Here is a 19230-nt window from a genome sequence, read left to right as displayed (position 1 = left end):
CCGCTTGACCTGGAACGATGTAACGCCGCCCGACTTGACAGGACAAAGACGACCGACCACATTGGCGAGCAGGCTACGGAGGAGTGCGGTACATGCCCAGGCCCAGCATGCGCGAACATCTGATAGACGCCGCTTCTGATCGCTTCCACGAACACGGGTTCAACGGCACCGGCATCAAGGACATCACCGATGCCGCCGGCACGCCGAAGGGTTCTTTCTACAACCACTTCGACAGCAAGGAGTCCATGGCCCTCGAAGTGATGCGCCGCTATGCCGACACCCGCGAGCTGGCGATGCTCGCCGACAGGTCGGTCCCGCCCGTCGAGCGCATGCGCGCGCACTTCACCTACCTGGCACGTGACTTGGCACGGTTCGCGTACGCCCGGGGCTGCATGTTCGGGAACTTCGGATCGGAACTGTCCACGCACAGCCCGGTGATGCGGGAGGAAGTGGGTGACCGGCTCGGGCGCTGGGAGTCGCTTCTCGCCTCGGCGCTGGACGAAGCCCGAGCGGCCGGGGCACTGGCGAGCGAGGTGGACAGCGCCGTGCTGGCGCGCTTCCTGGTGAGCGCCTGGGAAGGGGCGGCGATGCGGGCTAAGGTCGCTCGCAGCGGCGCGCCGCTGGACGATTTCTTCGTCGTACTGGATTCGCTGGCCGCCTGACCCGACCCCGGAATTCCGTCCCCGGCCCGCCTCTTCGCCAGGAGGCGGGCGGCGCCTCGCGCGGGCTCAGCCCTGAGCCCCCACCCCCACGACAGCTCTCCGCCAGAACCTGCCGAACCCCTGCCGCGCAGGCGCATCCGGTACGACGCCGGGACGCCCGTGAGGGGCATGCCGGCCACCGCCACCGAGCCGGGAGCGCAGCCGCCTGAACGCGGTGCCCGGGTGTCGCAGGAGGGCGAGCGGGGCCCGAGGCGGCCGGCACATCTCCCTCGGCACAAGTCTTGACACGACAGCGGCATCACCCCCACAGTGCAGTAATGCGCATTAGTAATGCGCATTACCAGAGCGGTGAGCGAGGGAGCGCAAGGCGTGGAGCAACCGAGGAAGCGGGCCAAGCCGGGACGGAACCCGGCACCCGCGGGCCGTACGTCACGGCCGCGGCAGGCCGAGGTGGCCCGGCTCGCCGGGGTGTCCCAGGCGACGGTGTCGCTGGTCCTGTCGGAGCGCGCCGACGGCAAGGCGGCCACGATCTCCGAGGAGACCCGCAAACGTGTCCTCGACGCGGCGCGCAGCCTCGGTTACGTGCCCGACCCGGCGGCCCGCAGGCTCGCCGCGGCCCGCAACAACCTGCTCGGCGTCTTCAGCTTCACCGCGACGTTCCCGACGGACGTGCAGCACTCGTACTACCCGTTCCTGGTGGGCGTGGAGCAGGAGGCCGCCGCCCGGGGCTACGACCTGGTGCTGTTCACCGGATCCAGTCGCGGAGGCGCGGGCGCCGCGGGGCCGGACGCGCTGAGCCGGGTGCGGCTGGCCGACGGCTGCCTCTTCCTCGGACGGCACGTCCCGCGGGCCGAGCTGAAGCGGCTGGTCGCCGACGGGTTCCCGGTGGTGCACCTGGGCCGTCGCGAGGAGTTGGAGGGACTGGCCTGGGTCGGTGCCGACTACGTCAGCGCCAGCCGCGACGTCGTGGCGCATCTCGCCGCACTGGGGCACCGGCGGATCGTGCTGGTGCGCGAGGACGACGACGCCCCGGCCTCCACGGACCGGCAGCAGGGTTTCCTGTCCGGACTCGCCGCGGCGGGCATCGCGGACGGTCCGGACGCGGTGCTCCGCTGCACCGATCCGGAACGCGAGATGACGGCGGAGCGGGTGCGCGCCCTGGTCGCCGACGGGGTGACCGCGTTCGTGGCCGAGGAGACGGACACCGGGGCGGCATGGCGGGCGCTGAGCGCGGCCGTCCGGGAGGCCGGGCTCGCCTGCCCGGCCGACGTCTCGCTCGGGCTGCTCGGCAGCCCGCCCGCGGACCTCGCCGCCCAGCCCGTGCCGATGGGGTTCGACATCCCCCGGCAGCGGCTCGGCGCCGCGGCGGTACGGCTGCTGGCCGCGCTGGTCGCCGGCGACGAGGCCCAGGAGCCCCTGGTGCCCTGCGAGTTCCGCACCGGCGCGACGGCGGGCCCCGTATGAACACCGGACTCGGCGCCCGCTGCGCGCCGGCTCCCCGAACGAGCAAGGCAGTTCACGTGATGAGTACGAGGAACAGTGTGATGGACGAACCGGACATCCTGATCGTCGGTGGCGGCCTCGGCGGGGTCGCCGCCGCGCTCGCCGCCTGCCGGGCGGGCCGGCGGGTCGTACTGACCGAGGAGACCGACTGGATCGGCGGCCAGCTCACGGCGCAGGCCGTGCCGCCGGACGAGCACCCCTGGGTGGAGCAGTTCGGCACGACGGCGACCTACCGGGCCCTGCGCGAGGGCATCCGGGCGTACTACCGCCAGTGGTACCCGCTGCGCTCCGAAGCGCTCGGCATACCGGACCTCAACCCGGGCGCGGGACGGGTGAGCAAGCTGTGCCACGAACCGCGCGTCGCGCTCGCCGTGCTGGAGGGGATGCTCGCCCCGCACCGGGCGTCCGGTCTGCTGACCGTCCTGACCGAGCACCGGGCCGTCTCCGCCGAGACGGACGGCGACGCCGTCGGCGCCGTCACGGTACGGGACCTGCGCGACGGCACGCTGACCACCGTCTCCGCCCGGTACGTCATCGACGCCACCGAGACCGGTGAACTGCTCGCGCTCGCCGGTGTGGAGCACGCGAGCGGGGCCGAGGCGCAGGACGAGTTCGGGGAGCCGCACGCTCCGTCGACGGCGCAGCCGGACAACCAGCAGGGCATCACGGTGTGCTTCGCGCTCTCGCACCACGAGGGCCAGGACCACACGGTCGACCGGCCCGAGGACTACGACTTCTGGCGGAGCTACCGGCCCGATTTCTGGCCGGGCCCGCTGCTCGGGTTCGAGGCGCCGGACCCGCGCACGCTCGAACCGGTCCCCCGCACCTTCGTCCCCAACCCGGACCTCGACCCGCTGGCGGTCAGCGCCGACCAGAGCGCGGACGCCGGCGACAAGGAACTGTGGGGGTTCAGGCGGATCCTGGCCCGCGGGCTGCACCGGCCGGGCGCCTTCGACTCGGACATCACCCTCGTCAACTGGCCGCTCAACGACTACTGGCTCAAGCCCTACATCGGCCAGGAGGCCGACGCGCTGCGCGAGGCACGGCAGTTGTCCCTCTCGGTCCTGTACTGGCTCCAGACGGAGGCGCCGCGCGCCGACGGCGGCACCGGTTTCCCGGGGCTGCGGATCCGTCCGGACGTCACCGGCACCGCGGACGGGCTCGCCAAGGCGGCCTACGTGCGCGAGTCGCGGCGGATCAAGGCGGTGACGACGGTCGTCGAACAGGACGTCGCCATCGACGTGGTCGGCCCGTACGGCACGACCCACTACCGCGACTCGGTCGGCGTCGGCGGCTACCGGATCGATCTGCACCCCTCCACGGGAGGCGACACGTACATCGACATCGGCTCGGTGCCGTTCGAGATCCCCCTCGGGGCGCTGGTGCCGCGCCGGGTGCGCAACCTGCTGCCGGCCGGCAAGAGCATCGGCACCACCCACATCACCAACGGCTGCTACCGGCTGCACCCCGTCGAGTGGAACGTCGGTGAGGTGGCGGGCGCGCTCGCCGCCCACTGTCTCGCCGAGGACGTCGAGCCGCGGCAGGTGCAGGCCGAGGACAAACGGTTCGAGGAGTTCGGGCGGGTCCTGGACCGGGCGGGCGTGCAGCGGCACTGGCCCGACGTCCGCGGCTACTGACGCCGACCGCGCTCCCCTCCCCCGCCCAGTCAGCAACGTACGCACGTCATACACACGTCATACGCACGTCATACGCACGTCAAGCACAAGGAGGTGCCCTGACATGACCGCTGATCGTCGCATCCGCGTCGGCATCGACGTGGGCGGCACGTTCACCGACGCCGTGGCGGTCGACGCCGCGACGCTCACTCTGGTGGGCCAGGTGAAGGTGCCCACCAGCCATCACCATGAGAACGGTGTCGCGCACGGGATCGTCCAGGCGCTCGAACGGCTCCTGGCACAGGTGGACCGGACCCCGTCCGACGTCACCTTCCTGGCGCACGGCACGACCCAGGCCACGAACGCCCTGCTGGAGGGCGATGTGGCGAAGGTCGGACTGATCGGGATCGGCAGCGGGCCGGGCGCGGTCGTCACCCGCCGGCTCGCCGCCTTCGGCAGGCTCGAACTCGCCCCGGGCAAGCGGCTTCCGCTGGCCTACGAGCATGTGGCCGACCCGTTCGACGCCGACGCGGTGCGCACGGCCGTGGACCGGGTGCGCGACCAGGGAGCCCAGGTCCTGGTCGCCACCGAGCCGTTCGGGGTGGACCGGCCGGAGGGCGAGCAGGCCGTCCTCGACGTGGCCCGCTCCTCGGGGCTGCCGCTCGCGGCGGCCCACGAGATCACCTCGCTCTACGGGCTGCACAAGCGGACCCGGACGGCGGTGGTGAACGCGGCGATCCTGCCCCGGATGCTCGCCACCGCCGATCTGGTCGACGCGTCCATCACCAAGGCCGGTGTGACGGCTCCGCTGATGGTGATGCGCTGTGACGGCGGCGTCATGTCGCTCGACGAGATGCGCCGCCGCCCGCTGCTGACGGTGCTCTCGGGCCCGGCCGCGGGGGTGGCGGGCGCGCTCATGCAGGAACGGATCAGCGAGGGCGTGTTCCTGGAGACGGGCGGCACGTCGACGGACATCAGCGTGGTGCGGCGCGGCAAGGTGGCGGTGCGGCACGCGACGATCCTCGGCAAAACGTCGTACCTGAACGCGCTGGACGTGCGGACGGTCGGTGTCGGCGGCGGGTCCATGGTGCGGATCTCGGGGAACCGGGTGGTCGGTGTCGGGCCGCGCAGCGCGCACATCGCGGGGCTGCCGTACGCCTGTTTCGCCTCGCTCGACGACCTGCGCGACGCGCGGATCGCCACGGTGCGGCCGATGGACGGCGACCCCGACGACCATCTCGTCCTCGACGCGGCGGGCGGCCGTTTCGCCGTGACGATGACGTGCGCGGCGAACGCGCTCGGCCGGGTCCCCGAGGGCGACTTCGCGCGCTGCGACCAGGAGGTGGCACGGGCCGCGCTGGCGCCGCTGGCCGCGGTGTTGGGCACGGACGTGGCGGGCGCGGCGCGGGCCGTGCTCGACGCGGGGACCGCGCAGGTCAGGTCGGTGGTGGACGCGATGATCCGGGACTACCGGCTGGACCGGGAGGCGGCCGTCCTGGTCGGCGGGGGCGGCGGCGCTGCGGCGGTGACCCCGCACCTGGCCGCGGACACCGGGCTCGAAGGGCGCATCGCCCGGCACAGCGAGGTGATCAGTCCGATCGGAGTGGCCCTCGCGCTGGTCCGGGAACAGGTCGAGCGGATCATTCCCGGCGCCTCCCAGGAGCAGATCCTCGCGGTGCGCGCCGAGGCCGAGCGCGCGGTCGTCGCGCAGGGCGCGGCCGCGGACGGCGTGGAGGTGGAGGTGACGGTCGACCCGCAGACCAACACGGTGCGCGCGGTCGCCACGGGCGCGACCGAGCTGCGCACCCAGGACCGGGCGCACCGCGCGGACGGCACGGAACGGCTGCGCGCGGCCGCCACCAGCCTGAAGGCCGCGCAGGAACGGGTGAAGGTGCTGGCGGGCACGGACGCGTACACGGTGTACGGCACCGAGGTGCGCCGCAGGTTCCGTGCGGACCGGCAGCCGGTGCGGGTGGTCGACGCGGACGGTGTGGTACGGCTCGGGGTGTCCGACGCGCGGGTGGCGACCACGACGGTGGGCGGCGCCGGTGAGGCGCTGGCGTCGCTGGTGCGGGACGCCACCTCGTACGGCGACGGCGGGGTGCGGGCACCGGCCGTGCGGCTCCTGGTGGGCGGCCGGATCGCGGACCTGTCCGGCGTCCTCGAACCGGACGCCCTGCTGGCGCTCGCCCGCAGCGAGTTGCGGGCGCGCGCGGCGGAGGAACCGGTGGTCGCGGTCGTGGAGTCCCGCACATGAGCGGCGGCCACGACCTGGACCTGGCGGTGCGGCTGCTCGCGGGCACCCCCACCCACGAGGGCCGTGATCCGCTGCTGCTGCGTCAATGGGCGCTGGCAGCCGAGGAGTTCGGGCGGCGCATGACCCCGGACCCGGCGCCGGTGCGGGTGGTCGAGCGGACCGGTGGGCTGGCCGCCGGGCTGCTGGCCCGGTACCGGTCGCGGCCGCCGGTGGTCGAGGTGTACGTCGACACGGTCGACCGCGCCGAACGGCTCGTCGCCGAGCGCGGCTGGCGGCACTGGTTCCCCGAGGGATCGGTGCGGGCCGCCGCCCTCGCCCATGAGCAGGCGCATGCCTGGCTCCACCACGCCGAGGTGCGGACCGAGTTCAAGCGGGCGCTCGGGCACACGGCGCTGCGGCTCGGGCGGCGCCGTCTGTACGCGCATGTCGCGGGCGCGGACGAACTCGCCGCGCACGCCTACGCCCGTGCCGCCTGTGGCCTGGGCCGCAGCCCTTTGCTGCTCACGGAGGCGCTGGCCGCCGCGTATTGCGAAAGAGAGAAATGATCGATGGGTGTCGTCATTCTGCTCGTCATGGCGGCCGGAGTCGCCGCCATGCTCAGCCGCAAACTGCCGACCGCGTTCGCGCTGGTGCTGCTCGCCGTGGTGATCGCCTTCCTCGCGGGGGCACCCCTGACCGGCAAGAACAGCGTGCTGGACACGGTGTTCCAGGAGGGCGCGCCGGCGCTCGCCGCCACGATGATCGCGATCCTGCTGGGTTCGTGGCTCGGCAAGCTCCTGGAGGAGACCGGCATCGCGGGCACCCTGGTCCGCAAGATCGTCGAATTCGGCGGTGACCGGCCGGTGGTCGTGGCGCTCGGTGTGCTCGCGGTGTCCGCTCTGGTCGGCACCGTGTCCGGGTCGGCGCCCGCGGCGATGCTCGCCGGACTGATCGGCATTCCGGCGATGATCGCGGTGGGCATCCCGAAGGTGACCGCCGCGGGCACCATCCTGATGGGCATCGCCGCGGGCATGCCGTTCGAACTGCCGGTGTGGCAGTTCTTCTCCACGGCGCTGGAGCTGCCGGTGGACACGGTGCGCGGCTTCATGCTGAAGCTGTTCCCGTTCGCGCTGGTGGCGGCGGTCGCCTACGTGCTGATCGAGTCGCGGCGGCGCGGCGTGGAGCACACCTGGTCGCTCAGGTCGGTGCAGGAGAAGCCGGCTTCGCGCAGTCGCCGGCAGTTGCTCGGCGACGCCCCGTGGTACGCGCTGCTGACCCCGGTGGTGCCGCTGGTCCTCGCCCTGGGCTTCGACCTGGCCATCATCCCCTCGCTGCTGGCGGGCGTGCTGTACGCGCTGGTGACGACGACCCGGCCGCGCGAGATGAACCGGCGTCTGCTGCGCACCCTGTACGGCGGCTTCGAGGTGGCGGCGCCGCCGATCACCCTCTTCGTCGCGATCGGCGTCCTGCTCGCCGCGGTGAAGCTGCCGGGCGCGGTCGACGCGCTGCAACCGCTGGTCAAGGCGGTCAGTCCGCACAACGCCGTGCTGTTCGTGCTGGTCTTCACGATCCTGGTGCCGCTGTGCCTGTACCGCGGCCCGCTGAACGTGTACGGGCTCGGCGCCGGCATCGCGGGCGTCCTCGTCGCCACCGGCATCTACCCGGCCGTCGCCGTCCTCGGCATGGCCACCTCGTACAACCAGGTCTTCGGCGTCGCCGACCCGACCAGTACCCAGACGGTGTGGAGCGCGCAGTACGCGGGCGTCTCACCGCAGCAGGTGATGGTCAGGACGTTGCCCTATGTGTGGGCCGTGGCGTTCGGCGGCCTGTGTGTCACCGCCGCCACCTACCTCTGACACGACATCATCCGATCCCAGGAGCCGATCATGCACGAGCCGCAGTCCGGCCTCGACCGTCGTATGTTCCTGCGCACCACCGCCGTCACCGGCGCCGCACTCGCCCTCGGCGGCGTGTCGGCGCAGTCGGCGTCCGCCGCGCCCGGCGGGTTCCCCGACTACACCTACGTCCGTACGCTGCTGTCGCCCGCGCAGCTCAAGTACAACCCGACGGGCGAGATCATCTTCCCGACCGTGCGCGGCGTGTACGACAAGCTGGCGTCGCCGCTGGGCCGTTACTACCTGTACTACGCGCCGCACGACGCGCCGGGCGGCATCTGCCTGGCGTACGGGGACTCGATGGAGGGCCCGTTCACGGAGTACCCGGCGAACCCGATCGTCTCCAACAAGTGGGACCCGCACTACTCGGTCAGCCATGTGTCGTCGCCGCACGTGCTGTGGAACGCGGACGCGAAGGAGTTCTGGCTGTACTTCCACGGCGAGAACACGACGACGCGGCTGGCCCGTTCGACGGACGGTGTGCACTTCACGTACGACAAGGTGGTCCTGTCGACGTCGATGATGCCGTCGGGCAGCACCGAGACCTCGTACGCCCGGGTCTTCCGCCATGACCTGCCGGCCCGTGGCGCGCACTACGTGATGATGTTCATGCTGAACAACACCACCAACCACCGTGACATCTGCTGGGGTTGGTCGGCCGACGGCCGGAACTGGACCTTCGACCAGACACCGCTGGTGCGTCACTCGGACGTCGGCGCGGTGAACATCGGCGGTCCCCATCTGCTGACCCGGAACGGGTCCGCGTACGTCGTCTACAACAAGGACAAGGAGAGCGGCGGCGACCTCATGATCACCGAGGTGGGCGCGGACTTCTCGCTCCGCAGGCACCTGGGCGTCTTCTACGACTCGCGCTCCGGGGCGCCGGAGAACGGGCGGTCGGCGTCGCCGACGTTCGGTACGGACGGCGGGGTGCCGTACATGGTGTACGAGGCGGGCGAACGCCTCGCGGGCTCGATCGCGGTGGCCCGGGGATAACGCACGCACCCGTCTGGCAACGACGCGGGGGCGGCCGCCGGGGCTCCGGCGGCCACCCCCGCGTCGTTCACCTGACGTGCTGGGCGCCCTCGGTGCCCTGCTGTCCCACGCCACCTCGCCGGCCGTCACCCGGGCCTCGGACGCCGACGAGCGGCGCCCGGACAGCCCTGGGCCCGTACACGCCCGGGACAGCGCACTAAAGTGGAGCAGTGACTCCCTGCCGGAAGGCCCGCCGCCCATGATCAGTGAAGACGAGCGCGACACGGCCGTGCAGCGTGTGCAGGAGGCGTATGCCGACGGGCACATCTCACACGAGGAGATGGACGACCGCCTGCACCGGACGCTCGCCGCCACGACCCGCGGCGACCTGGCGTCGGCCCTGGACTCGCTGCCGGAGCAGGAAGCGGAACGCACGTCCACGATCGCCGCCCACAGTGGACGCATCCACCGTCGCGGCGCATGGCGGGTGCCCCGGACCCTCAAGGTCGAGTCCGCGTACGGAAACGTGCGCCTGGACCTTTCCCGGGCGGTCTTCGAGCATCCGGTGGTCGACCTCGAATTGCAGCTCGGCACGGGCCGGGCCAGGATCACGGTCCCTCGTGACGCGGTCGTCGACGTCGAGGACCTGCGCACCGGGTGGAAGGACCTCCGCTACAAACCCCGGCCGCCGTCCGGACCCGGCGGGCCGAGGATACGGATCTCCGGCGCCATGGGGTTCGGCCGGTTGAAGATCCGCCACGCACGGCGTTGAGGGCCCCGCGCGGACCGGCCTACGCGGGGCGGGCGGCATCGCCCCGTACGGCCGCGGCCGAGCGTCACGCCCATGGCACCCGGCCGTGGCCGAGGGGCACACCCGAAGACGCGGCCGTGGCCGGCGAGCGCGCCCGCGCACGCTGTGGATCCGACGTCCCCGGGTTCACCGCAGTACGAGGGAGCTGGGTCCGCGGGGGACGAGTTCGCCGATCACCGGGGCCCCCGGCACCTCCCCGGCGACCAGGAGCCCGCCGGAGGTCTGGGCGTCGGCCAGCAGCAGACACGTGTCGGTGTCCGCCGTACCGAAGTCGGTGAACGGCGCCACCCAGTCCAGGTTGCGCCGGGTACCGCCGCTGACGTACCCGTCCCGTACGGCCTCGCGTGCCCCGTCGAGGTAGGGCACGGCGGCCGTGTCGATCACCGCGGTCACCTGCGAGGCCCTGGCCAGCTTGTGCAAGTGGCCCAGCAGGCCGAACCCGGTGACGTCGGTGGCGCAGGTCGCGCCGGCCGCCAGGGCCGCGGCGCAGGCGTCCCGGTTGAGGGCCGTCATCGTGGCGATCGCCTGCTCGAACCGCTCGCCGGTGGCCTTGTGACGGTTGTTGAGCACGCCGAGGCCGAGGGGTTTGGTCAGCGACAGCGGCATGCCGGGACGGCCGGTGTCATTGCGCAGCAGCCGGCTCGGGTCGGCCAGCCCGGTGACGGCCATGCCGTACTTGGGTTCGGGATCGTCGACGCTGTGGCCGCCGCCCACGTGGCAGCCGGCCTCGGCCGCGACGTGCAGTCCACCGCGCAACACCTCACGGGCCAGCTCGAACGGCAGCACGTCGCGCGGCCAGGCCAGGAGGTTGACGGCGACGACGGGCCGGCCACCCATCGCGTACACGTCGGACAGGGCGTTGGCCGCGGCGATGCGTCCCCAGTCGTAGGGGTCGTCGACGACCGGGGTGAAGAAGTCGGCGGTGGACACCACGGCCTGCGCGGGGGTGTCGCCCCGCGCGGGCAGGGCGACGACGGCGGCGTCGTCGCCGGTGTCCAGCCCGACCAGGAGCGGCAGGTCGGCCGCGGCGGGCCGGGGTGCGGTGAGGCCGCCGAGCACGGCCTCCAGTTCGCCGGGCGGGATCTTGCAGGCGCAGCCGCCGCCATGGGCGAACTGTGTGAGGCGTACGGGGGCTTGGCGCGTCGTGGTCATGTCGGTCTCCTGCGCGAGTAGCCTGGCGATGGATGGAGGCGTGTGGGTGCCTGGTGGCCCTCCCGGTCTTCAAAACCGAGGTGCCCGAGGATCTCGGGCAGGCGGGTTCGATTCCCGTCCGCCTCCGCTTTCGGTGCCGCCACGGCAGCGCCGCCGCTGGTCGTCCACGCGCTCCGTGTACCCCCGGGCGTCCAGGTGCTCCAGCAGCGGCACGGCGACCCGGCGGGTGGTCTCCAGTGCCTGCCGGGCCTCGCTCAACGTGAACGGCTGGGGCAGCCGGGCGAGCACGGCGGCGGCCCGTTCGTCCGTTCCGGGCAGCAGCACGATGCCGTCGGCGACCCGCAGCAGCGCGCCCGCCGCGACCGCGGCGGCCACCGTCCTGCGGGTGAGGCCCAGTTCGGTGAGGCGGTCGGCCTCCGGCGCGCAAAACGGCGCCGCCGCGAGTTCCCGCGCCACGGCGTCGACGGCTTCCCGAAGCTCGGGCGGCAGCGTGGGCCGGAGGTCGTCGGAGCCGTACAGCCTGCCCTGGCGGCAGGTGAGCCGCGGGTCGCCGGGTGCCTCGGCCAGCGCGTCCACCAGCGGCCGGTCGGGCAGGCCGAGCAGGTGCCGGGCCGCCTCCGTGGGCAGGCCCGGTTCCAGCGGGTGCCGTTGCGCGTACCGGTCCACCTCGGCGGCCAGGCGTTCCCGCAGCCCCGCCCAGTGCGCCGGGTCGGCGAGCCAGTCACCGGCGACCGGTGGGAACGGGGCGGGCACTCCCATGGCGAGCAGGTCCGAACGGCGGATCAGCCTGCGGCGCCGCAGCTCCGCGGGGCCGTCCGGACCGCCGGTCATGGCGGCCAGTTCCCGGGCTCGGTCCCGGCCCGCGCCCCGCCGGGTCAGCGGGGGCGGACGGACGTCCAGGACGGTCACGCCGCTCGGTGCCCGGTGCCCGCCGGGTTCGCGGAGCACCGCGCGGTCGCCGACGCGCAGCGGCAGTCCGCGGTCCAGGCTCAGCCGGGCGGTGTCCGGGCCGAGGGGGCGGACGGTGACCGGGACGGCCGCGGTGCCGATGTGCAGGGTGACCGTCCGGGGCAGGTCGTCGACCGGTTCGCCGGCCACCCGGACGTCGGCGGCGGTGGTGAGCAGCCAGCGCCCCGGTGTCAGCAGCACCTGTCCGCGCCGCAGCCGGCCGGCCGCGGCGCCGTGCACGTTGACCGCGACGCGCGCCACTGCGCTGACGGCGGGGTGTTCCTCCTGGAGGGTCTGCAGGCCGCGGACCCGGAGCGTGGCCGTCCCGTCGCCCGTCTCCAGGCGGTCGCCCACCCGGAGGGTGCCGGCGCCGAGCGTGCCGGTCACCACGGTGCCGTGCCCGCGCACCGTGAAGGCCCGGTCCAGCCACAGCCGCACGTCGGCGTCGGCGGGCGGGACCGGCAGTGCGGCGGCAAGCCGGGCCAGTGCCTCGCGCAGTTCCGTCAGCCCGGTCCCGGTCACCGAGCTGACCGCGACGGACGGTACGGCGCCCAGCGAGGTGGCCGCCATGCGCTCCAGCGCGGCCGCGCGGGCCGGTTCGGGGTCGGCGAGGTCGCTGCGGGTCACGGCGAGGACGGCGTGCCGGACCCCGAGCGCGTCGAGGATCGCCAGGTGTTCCTCGGACTGCGGCTGCCAGCCCTGGTCGGCGGCCACGACGAACAGCACCGCGGGCACCGGACCGGCCCCGGCGAGCATGGTCGGGACGAACTTCTCGTGACCGGGCACGTCCACGAAGGCGATCTGCTCCCCGCCCGCGCCGAGCCGGGTCCACACGAACCCGAGATCGAGGGTCAGGCCCCGGCGCCGCTCCTCCTCGAAGCGGTCGGGTTCCATCCCGGTCAGCGCCCGCACCAGGGCGGACTTCCCGTGGTCGACGTGGCCGGCGGTGGCCAGGACCTGCATGCCGCTACCCTCCCGCCGCCGACCGGACCGCCTCGGCCAGCCGTTCGTCGTCCGCGGCCGGCACCGCCCGCAGATCCAGCAGGCAGCGCCCGGCCTCCAGGCGTCCGACGACGGGCACGCGCCCGGCGCGCAGCGCGGCGGCGAACGGCTCCGGCAGCGACAGTGCGGCGCTGGGCAGACTCACTCCGGGCGCACCGCCGCCGCCGACCCGGGCGGCGCTCTCCACAGCCCGGACGTCGATGCCGTGCGCGCTCAGGGCGGCGGCGAGCCGGTCGGCGCGGGACCGGAGAGCGGCGGGGTCCGCGGACAGTGCCTCGGCGGTCGGGGTGGGCGGTCCGGTGAGGGTGGCCTCCAGGGCGGCCAGCGTGAGCTTGTCCACGCGCAGGGCGCGGGCCAGCGGATGCCGGGACAGGGTACGGACGAGCTTCTCCTCGCCCAGGAGGAGCCCGCACTGCGGTCCGCCGAGCAGCTTGTCCCCGCTGGCGGTCACCAGCGAGGCACCGGCCCGCAACTGCGTCTCGGCGTCGGGTTCCGCGGGCAGCGCGGGATGGGGGGCGGGCAGCCCGGAGCCGATGTCGACGACCACCGGGACGCCGAGCCCGGTCAGTTCGCAGGCGTCGGCGCCGCGGGTGAAACCGGTGATGCGGAAGTTGGAGGGGTGCACCTTCAGCACGAATCCGGTCCCGGGTCCGATCGCTTCGGCGTAGTCGGCGGCCGAGGTGCGGTTGGTGGTGCCGACCTCACGCAGCCGGGCTCCGGTGGACACGAGGAGGTCGGGCAGCCGGAAACCGTCCCCGATCTCCACCATCTCCCCCCGGCTGATGACGATGTCCTTGCCCGCGGCGAGCGCGGTGGCGGCCAGGACCAGCGCGGCGGCACCGTTGTTGACGACGTGCGCGGCCTCGGCGGACGGCACCCGGTCGCACAGCGCGCGCAGCGCCGTACGCCCGCGCCGGGCCCGTACGCCGGTGGCCAGGTCCAGCTCGACGTCGGTGGGGCCGGCGGCGTCCTGCACGGCTCGCCGGGCCGCCGCGGACAGCGCCGCCCGGCCGAGATTCGTGTGCAGCACGACCCCGGTGGCGTTGATCACCGCGTGCAGTCCGCCCGCCGTCCGGGGCAGGAGGGCGACGGCCTCGTCGCCGGTCCGCTCGGGCGGGATGCGTCCGGTGCGCGCGCTCTCCTGCGCCTGACGGATCGCGGCCTTGACGACCGAGGCTCCCAGCCGGGCCGCCGCCTCGCTCAGCCGCGGCTCCCGCAGCAGGACGTCGGTTCGGGGAATCCGGCGCCGTACGTCCCTGTCCGGGCCGTCGTGCGCCCCTTCGGGCACGGGCACGGCCGCTGCGGTCCGTCCCGCCCCCAGTTGCTCCGATGCGACCTGCGGCTCCACCCGGCCCTGCCTCTCCACCCACCTTCGGATATCCGACATATCCGCTATATCCATCGTCTCCCCATGGTTCGGACAGGCCACTCGACACGCCGGAACGAGGCAGTCGCGGGACCGGACCCGCACCGCTCCCGCATTGCAGGGCGAGCCTTGAAAGTGAGTTTCGTCCCGACGGTCCGGGCTACGCGGCCGGTAGGCACCCCGCGCGCCCGATCCGCCCGCCTGCCCGACGGTGACCGGACCGATACGCGAAGTGACGTCCGACGCCCCGGTCGCCGTGGAGCCGGTGACCGTACCGGAACGGGTCGGGAAGGCCGAACCGAACCGGAGAGACCGACCCGAACCGGAGAGACCGACCCGGACCACTTGAGAGGACCAGCCATGAGTCCCGAACCTTCCGCGCGCCCCGGGCCGACGGCCCCACGCCCGCGGTCCGGCACGACCGGCCGCCGCATGCCACGCACCGGCACCGAGCCCGTCACCGCGCGGAGCGCGCTGCGACTGCGGCTGCTGCTGAGCGGGATCTTCCTACCGGTCTTCGTGGCGGCGGCGGCCCTCTTCGCCCTCTGGGCGGCCGACTCCGGCCCCGGTGACATCCCGGGCGGCGGTGTACTGGTGACGCTCGCCGCCGTCTTCGCGGCCCTCGTCCTGCTGGCCGCCCTGGACCTCCTGGTCGTGATCCGCCGGCTCCGCCGCGAGCGGGGCGCGGGCTCCTGAAGAGACGTCCGGGCTCAGGCCCGTGCGTCGGGTCCCGCCATCGGGCCGACCGTGGTGCGGCGTGCCCGGTGCGGACGTGTGGTCCTGCGACGGTGGTGCGAGGCCCCGCCGATCACAGTGGCGAGCAGCGCGCAGAACAGCAGCGCCAGTGCGAGGCCGGAGCAGAAGATGCCGACCGGGCCGAGGGTGGCGATGTGGTGGCCGAGCACCGACACGGCGTACTCCGGACCACCCGACAGGTTGCCGATGATGGCCAGGACGGTGAAGGCGCCTGTCGCCACGAGGAGCAGCAGCGCGAGGAACAGCATCCGATTCATCTCCTCAGGAGGTTGTCCAGTGCCGTGAATGGCGCCCTCCGAGTTCCCGCTGCACGCGGACACATGCGGGGAGCACGCACACGGATGCGGGCGGCGGGCACGGGCCGAGGGGCGGGCTCCGGTTGCGAGAGTGCCGGGGAGTCGTTGGACTGAGTCGGTGATGCCGACGCCATCACCGACAACCGCACAGAGATCCACGATGCCGGGCCGCGTGCGGCGGGGCTCCCGCGCGGCGGGGCTCGGTCGTCGCCGTCGGCAGGAGCCCGCGCCGCGGGAGCCCCGGCGGACCGGGGACACGGCCCGGCGGCCCCTCGGGGGATCGCGTCGCCGAGGCGGCCGCAGGGCCCGAGGACGTCCGCACGTCCCGGCCCGGCCCCGTCCGCCCGCTCGAACACCCGACAAAGACCCCGGTACCGGCCGGGGACCAGCACGAAGGAAACTCCATGACCAGCACCATCGCCCGCCGTACCGCCCTCGCGCTCGCCTCCGTGGCCGTCACGGTGACCGCGGTCCTCGCCTCCGGAGGTGTCGCCTCGGCGGCGACGGCGACGTCCGGCGGCAGTTCCGGGTCCACCGCCGATTCCGACCACTCCGGTGTGTCCCGGCAACTGGCGGAGATCTGCCGGCAGGTGGACCGGAACGGCGGGGTCGCGATCGTCCGCCTGACCGATCGCCACGGGCAGGTGGACGAGGCGCGCAGCCGCTGGATCGCGGACCAGATCACGTGGATCTGCTCGCACTTCTGATCTGCGGGCCGCTGTGGCCGTTGAGATCGGTCGCCGTGTAACCGGGGTCGGCCGCATTGACGCTGATGTCGCCGAGCGCCTTGGCCGTACTGGGTGGTGAGCATCGTCAGGGCCGCCTTGGACGCGGTGCAGACAGGCGCGAGCACCGAGGACTCGATCCGCGTCGGGTCGTGGGTGAGGGAGAGCGACCCCAAACCGCTGCTGACGTTGGTGACGCGCGGGTCCGGCGACCGGCGCGGCAGCGGCAGCGGCAGCGGCAGCGGCAGCGGCAGGAAGGGGTCGTCCGGATCACGCCGAAGAGGTTGACGGCGAAGACATCGAGGGCGTCCGCGCCGGTCAGGCCGCTGGGATCGCCGTGCGGCCGTGCGCGCCGGCGTTGTTGACCAGTACGTCGTGGAAGTGGACTGCGACGTGCCGGCCTACGGCGATGCCGAACTCAAGATCCTGGTCCTCACCGCGTCGTCCGGCAGCGCTGACGAAGGCCGGTTCCGGCTCGCCCTGGCCGCCGCCGAAGGTGACAGCGCGTCCGTACCTGCCCGCTGATCGCACGCCCGATGGCATGCACGCCCCCGGGGTCGCGCCCCGGTCCGCGTCCGTCGGCCACGAGTTCATCCATCCGATGGAGCATCATGGCACCCAGAAGACCAAGGGGTAGTCAAAAAGGCGCTGCCCCTTGCCCATTGATCACGATTCGCAGGCTTTGACGACGCTTTATGTGCCGGACGGACGGTCACCGTCGAGCGGCACGACGGGCCACCGGTCCGCCCCCTCCCCCACACTGCTTCCCACCAGCGAAAACGGCCACATGCCAGGTGAATCCGAGCAAGCCCCGACAGACCCCGCTCGCATGGCGTCGAAGTCGGTTAATCCAGGCGATGGAATAATCTGCACACCGTCGGTAGACTCCCGAACGCGATCAGCGGAGCGAGCGGACGGTTGTCGATCCGACCGCACGTCGGCCAGGTGCCGGGCCGAGGAGGGATGATGTCGATCATGCCGAGGCAGGGTGTCGAGCCGGCTCCGCGCGGGCGGCAGATGACCGTGAGACGCCCAGACGTGTCACGGACACCAGCACGGCAGGAAGTGAAGCGCGGCCCCGCTGAGCCGACTTCCCCCTGATCTGTCCCCGTCGTCTTGTCACATGACAGTCAGAAACCATTGCCGTGCTCCTTGGCATGCGCACGCCATCGAGGTAACGGCGCCCGCACTTTGACGCGTCGGGCCGCGTCGTCGTCAACCCCATCAAGAGGTGACACATGCTCCGAAGACTCCGGCGACCCACAGTCCGGACATATGGCGTCGCATCACTTGTCGCCGCCACTTTGGCCGTTGTTCCCGCCACCGAGGGCCACGCGGCCGTCAAGGCAGGGACCGGCGCCAAGAGGATCGCCGCGGCTGGTGCCAGGACTCCCTTCGCGACGGTCGAGGCGGAATCCGGGACCCTCGGCGGCGGCGCCCGGGTCCGCGCCGTCAGGCCGGGCGACCCGGCCCCGACCGCCGCCACCCTGGAGACCGAGGCTTCGGGCTACGCTCTCGTCGAACTCAAGAACACCGGCGACGCGGTGACGCTGCGGAACAACACCGGCAAGGATGCCAACACCCTCGTGGTGCGCGCCTCGATACCGGACGCGCCGCAGGGCGGCGGCATCACGGCGTCCCTGAACCTGTACGTGAACGGCAGGTTCCGCCAGGCGATCACGCTCAGCTCCCAGCAGGAGTGGAACTACCGCGACGCCACGACCAACCCCGACGACCCCAACGCGGGCGGGTCGCCCTACCACTTCTACAACGAGTTCCCCGTCTGGGTCACCGGCAGTCCCGTCCCCGCGGGCAGCACGATCACGCTCAAGAAGGACTCCGCCAACACGGCCGCCGTCTACGACGTCGACTCCGTCGACCTGGAGAAGGTCGGGGCCGCGCGGACCCAGCCGGCCAATTCCCTCTCGGTCGTCAGCTACGGAGCGGATCCGGCCTTCGCGAAGGATTCGACCGTCGCCATCCAGAGCACGGTGGACGCCGCCCGGCAGCAGGGCAAGTCGGTGTGGATCCCACCGGGCAAGTACCTGACGAACAGTCTGGTGTCCAAGCCGCTGGACTTCACCGGTGTGACCGTGAACGGCGCAGGCATGTGGTACACCACCCTCTACCGGAAGGTGCCCATCCCGGCCACTTCCTGGCGTTCGCAGATCCTGGTGGGCTCGGGCACCACGCTGACCGACGTCCAGATCGACTCCAACGCCGCCTGGCGCGGCGTGGGTGGTGCCGGCGGCTCGGACTACGGCATCAACGCCAGTGGCGCCGGCGGCTGGCTGATCGACCGGATCTGGACGCGTCACACCGACGCCAACTGGCTGTCGGGCAGCAACGGCGTCGTCCGCAACAGCCGGTCCGCGGACAGCTACGGCGACGGGTTCAACATCAACAACGGCAATGCCAAGAACCCGGACAAGCTCGGCCTCGACATCACGGTGCAGAACAACTTCGCCCGCGGCACCGGTGACGATTCCTTCGCGACCTACTCGGACTCCGGGGCCGCCGGCACCAATGGCCAGGTGAGCGGTGCGAAGATCCTCAACAACACCGCGGTCGCACCCTGGTGGGCCAATGGCCTGCGCATCGCCGGCGGCAAGGACGTCGAGATGAAGAACAACCTGGTGAACAGCGTGTCGTCCAACAGCGCCCTGGACATCGGTGTGTTCGGCGACACCGGGCACCCCCTGGAGTCGGCCACGGTCAGCGGGAACGTCCTGCTCGGCGGTGGCGGCTGGAACGGCGTCCGGCACGGCGTGCGGATCAGTTCCCCGTCCAGTACCTCCCTGTACCCGGACGCGTACACGAACGTCACCCTGACGGACAACGTCATGCGGGGCGCCCTGCGTGCGGGCCTCTACATCGACAAGTCGCACGTCAACGCGACGCTGAAGAACAACACGATCGACAATCCGGCGAAGCAGGGCATCTGGATCGCCCCGGGGGTCACCGGCACCGGGGCGTTCACCGGCAACACGGTGCACAACCTCCTCCCGGGCCAGGTCGCGACCCAGAACGACTCACCGTCCACGTTCCGCATCACCAGCTGAGAGAGCCCCCGGCCCGCCGGTGGTTCGACTCGCGGTCGGGTCCGCCCCCTGGAGCATCCGGGGGACGGACCCGACCGCGGTCCTGGTGCGCGGGTCGTTCTTCGAGCGTCAGGTACAGGCGGGTGCCCCGGGTCCGGTGGCCGACGCGCTCGTACACCCGGCGGGGGACCCCTCGCCCGAGTACTCCAGCCAGACCGACCGTGCTCCTCGGGCGAGCATGACGTC

General features: G+C 72.7%; 15 protein-coding genes, 1 tRNA gene and 1 pseudogene. 13 read left to right on the top strand and 4 right to left on the bottom strand.

Annotated features, from left to right (window positions below; translation table 11 throughout):
- The first annotated feature begins 92 nt into the window (after positions 1-92).
- The 8 genes from ACFC09_RS29985 to ACFC09_RS29950 all read left to right on the top strand — a co-directional run bounded on the left by ACFC09_RS29985 (position 93) and on the right by ACFC09_RS29950 (position 9659).
- On the top strand, positions 93-662 hold the full coding sequence (locus ACFC09_RS29985) for a TetR family transcriptional regulator C-terminal domain-containing protein (protein WP_376533466.1): 570 nt from the start codon (positions 93-95) through the stop codon (positions 660-662).
- Between the two features lie 369 nt (positions 663-1031).
- Positions 1032-2126 (top strand): LacI family DNA-binding transcriptional regulator, encoded by a 1095-nt coding sequence (locus ACFC09_RS29980; RefSeq protein ID WP_376533465.1) that lies wholly within the window; start codon positions 1032-1034, stop codon positions 2124-2126.
- A 77-nt stretch (positions 2127-2203) separates the two neighbouring features.
- Positions 2204-3802, top strand: coding sequence for an FAD-dependent oxidoreductase (locus ACFC09_RS29975; RefSeq protein ID WP_376533481.1), 1599 nt, complete (start codon positions 2204-2206; stop codon positions 3800-3802).
- 103 nt (positions 3803-3905) lie between these two features.
- Complete coding sequence (locus ACFC09_RS29970) at positions 3906-6038, top strand: hydantoinase/oxoprolinase family protein (RefSeq protein ID WP_376533464.1); 2133 nt, start codon at positions 3906-3908, stop codon at positions 6036-6038.
- On the top strand, positions 6035-6583 hold the full coding sequence (locus tag ACFC09_RS29965) for a hypothetical protein (protein WP_376533463.1): 549 nt from the start codon (positions 6035-6037) through the stop codon (positions 6581-6583). Before ACFC09_RS29970 ends, ACFC09_RS29965 begins: the two co-directional genes overlap by 4 nt.
- 3 nt (positions 6584-6586) lie before the next feature.
- Positions 6587-7873 (top strand): TRAP transporter large permease subunit, encoded by a 1287-nt coding sequence (locus ACFC09_RS29960; protein ID WP_376533462.1) that lies wholly within the window; start codon positions 6587-6589, stop codon positions 7871-7873.
- Between the two features lie 30 nt (positions 7874-7903).
- Positions 7904-8908 carry a hypothetical protein gene (locus ACFC09_RS29955; protein WP_376533461.1) on the top strand — a complete coding sequence of 335 codons (1005 nt, stop codon included), beginning with the start codon at positions 7904-7906 and terminating at the stop codon, positions 8906-8908.
- A 238-nt stretch (positions 8909-9146) separates the two neighbouring features.
- A complete protein-coding gene (locus tag ACFC09_RS29950) occupies positions 9147-9659 on the top strand; it encodes a DUF1707 domain-containing protein (RefSeq protein WP_376533460.1) in 513 nt (170 codons plus the stop codon).
- A 165-nt stretch (positions 9660-9824) separates the two neighbouring features.
- Here ACFC09_RS29950 and selD read toward each other — a convergent pair whose 3' ends face one another.
- Positions 9825-10850, bottom strand: coding sequence for a selenide, water dikinase SelD (gene selD, locus ACFC09_RS29945; RefSeq protein WP_376533459.1), 1026 nt, complete (start codon positions 10848-10850; stop codon positions 9825-9827).
- Positions 10851-10884: 34 nt separating this feature from the next.
- On the opposite strand from selD, the gene ACFC09_RS29940 reads away from it, so the two are divergent.
- A tRNA-Sec gene (locus tag ACFC09_RS29940) sits at positions 10885-10978 on the top strand.
- A gap of 34 nt (positions 10979-11012) precedes the next feature.
- Here the strand turns inward: ACFC09_RS29940 and ACFC09_RS29935 are convergent.
- Both ACFC09_RS29935 and selA read right to left on the bottom strand, forming a co-directional pair.
- Positions 11013-12692 (bottom strand): annotated as a pseudogene (locus ACFC09_RS29935) (SelB C-terminal domain-containing protein); the annotation flags it as partial.
- A gap of 73 nt (positions 12693-12765) precedes the next feature.
- On the bottom strand, positions 12766-14094 hold the full coding sequence (selA, locus tag ACFC09_RS29930; RefSeq protein WP_376533480.1) for an L-seryl-tRNA(Sec) selenium transferase: 1329 nt from the start codon (positions 14092-14094) through the stop codon (positions 12766-12768).
- A 432-nt stretch (positions 14095-14526) separates the two neighbouring features.
- Here selA and ACFC09_RS29925 point away from each other — a divergent pair, with 432 nt between their 5' ends.
- A complete protein-coding gene (locus ACFC09_RS29925; protein WP_376533458.1) occupies positions 14527-14862 on the top strand; it encodes a DUF6343 family protein in 336 nt (111 codons plus the stop codon).
- Positions 14863-14876: 14 nt separating this feature from the next.
- Here the strand turns inward: ACFC09_RS29925 and ACFC09_RS29920 are convergent, their stop codons facing one another.
- Entirely contained in the window at positions 14877-15170 is a 294-nt protein-coding gene (locus tag ACFC09_RS29920; RefSeq protein WP_376533457.1) for a hypothetical protein, read from the bottom strand.
- A 452-nt stretch (positions 15171-15622) separates the two neighbouring features.
- On the opposite strand from ACFC09_RS29920, the gene ACFC09_RS29915 reads away from it, so the two are divergent.
- From ACFC09_RS29915 to ACFC09_RS29905, 3 genes are all read left to right on the top strand, one after another.
- Positions 15623-15925 carry a hypothetical protein gene (locus ACFC09_RS29915; RefSeq protein ID WP_376533456.1) on the top strand — a complete coding sequence of 101 codons (303 nt, stop codon included), beginning with the start codon at positions 15623-15625 and terminating at the stop codon, positions 15923-15925.
- A 363-nt stretch (positions 15926-16288) separates the two neighbouring features.
- Positions 16289-16468 carry a hypothetical protein gene (locus ACFC09_RS29910; RefSeq protein ID WP_376533455.1) on the top strand — a complete coding sequence of 60 codons (180 nt, stop codon included), beginning with the start codon at positions 16289-16291 and terminating at the stop codon, positions 16466-16468.
- A gap of 779 nt (positions 16469-17247) precedes the next feature.
- Positions 17248-19005 (top strand): glycosyl hydrolase family 28-related protein, encoded by a 1758-nt coding sequence (locus ACFC09_RS29905; protein WP_376533454.1) that lies wholly within the window; start codon positions 17248-17250, stop codon positions 19003-19005.
- The last annotated feature ends 225 nt before the right edge of the window (positions 19006-19230 follow it).

The sequence above is a fragment of the Streptomyces sp. NPDC056161 genome (assembly GCF_042268025.1).
Classification (GTDB): domain Bacteria; phylum Actinomycetota; class Actinomycetes; order Streptomycetales; family Streptomycetaceae; genus Streptomyces.
Note: the sequence above shows the minus strand (reverse complement) of the source record. Positions and strands in the feature narration are given on the sequence as shown.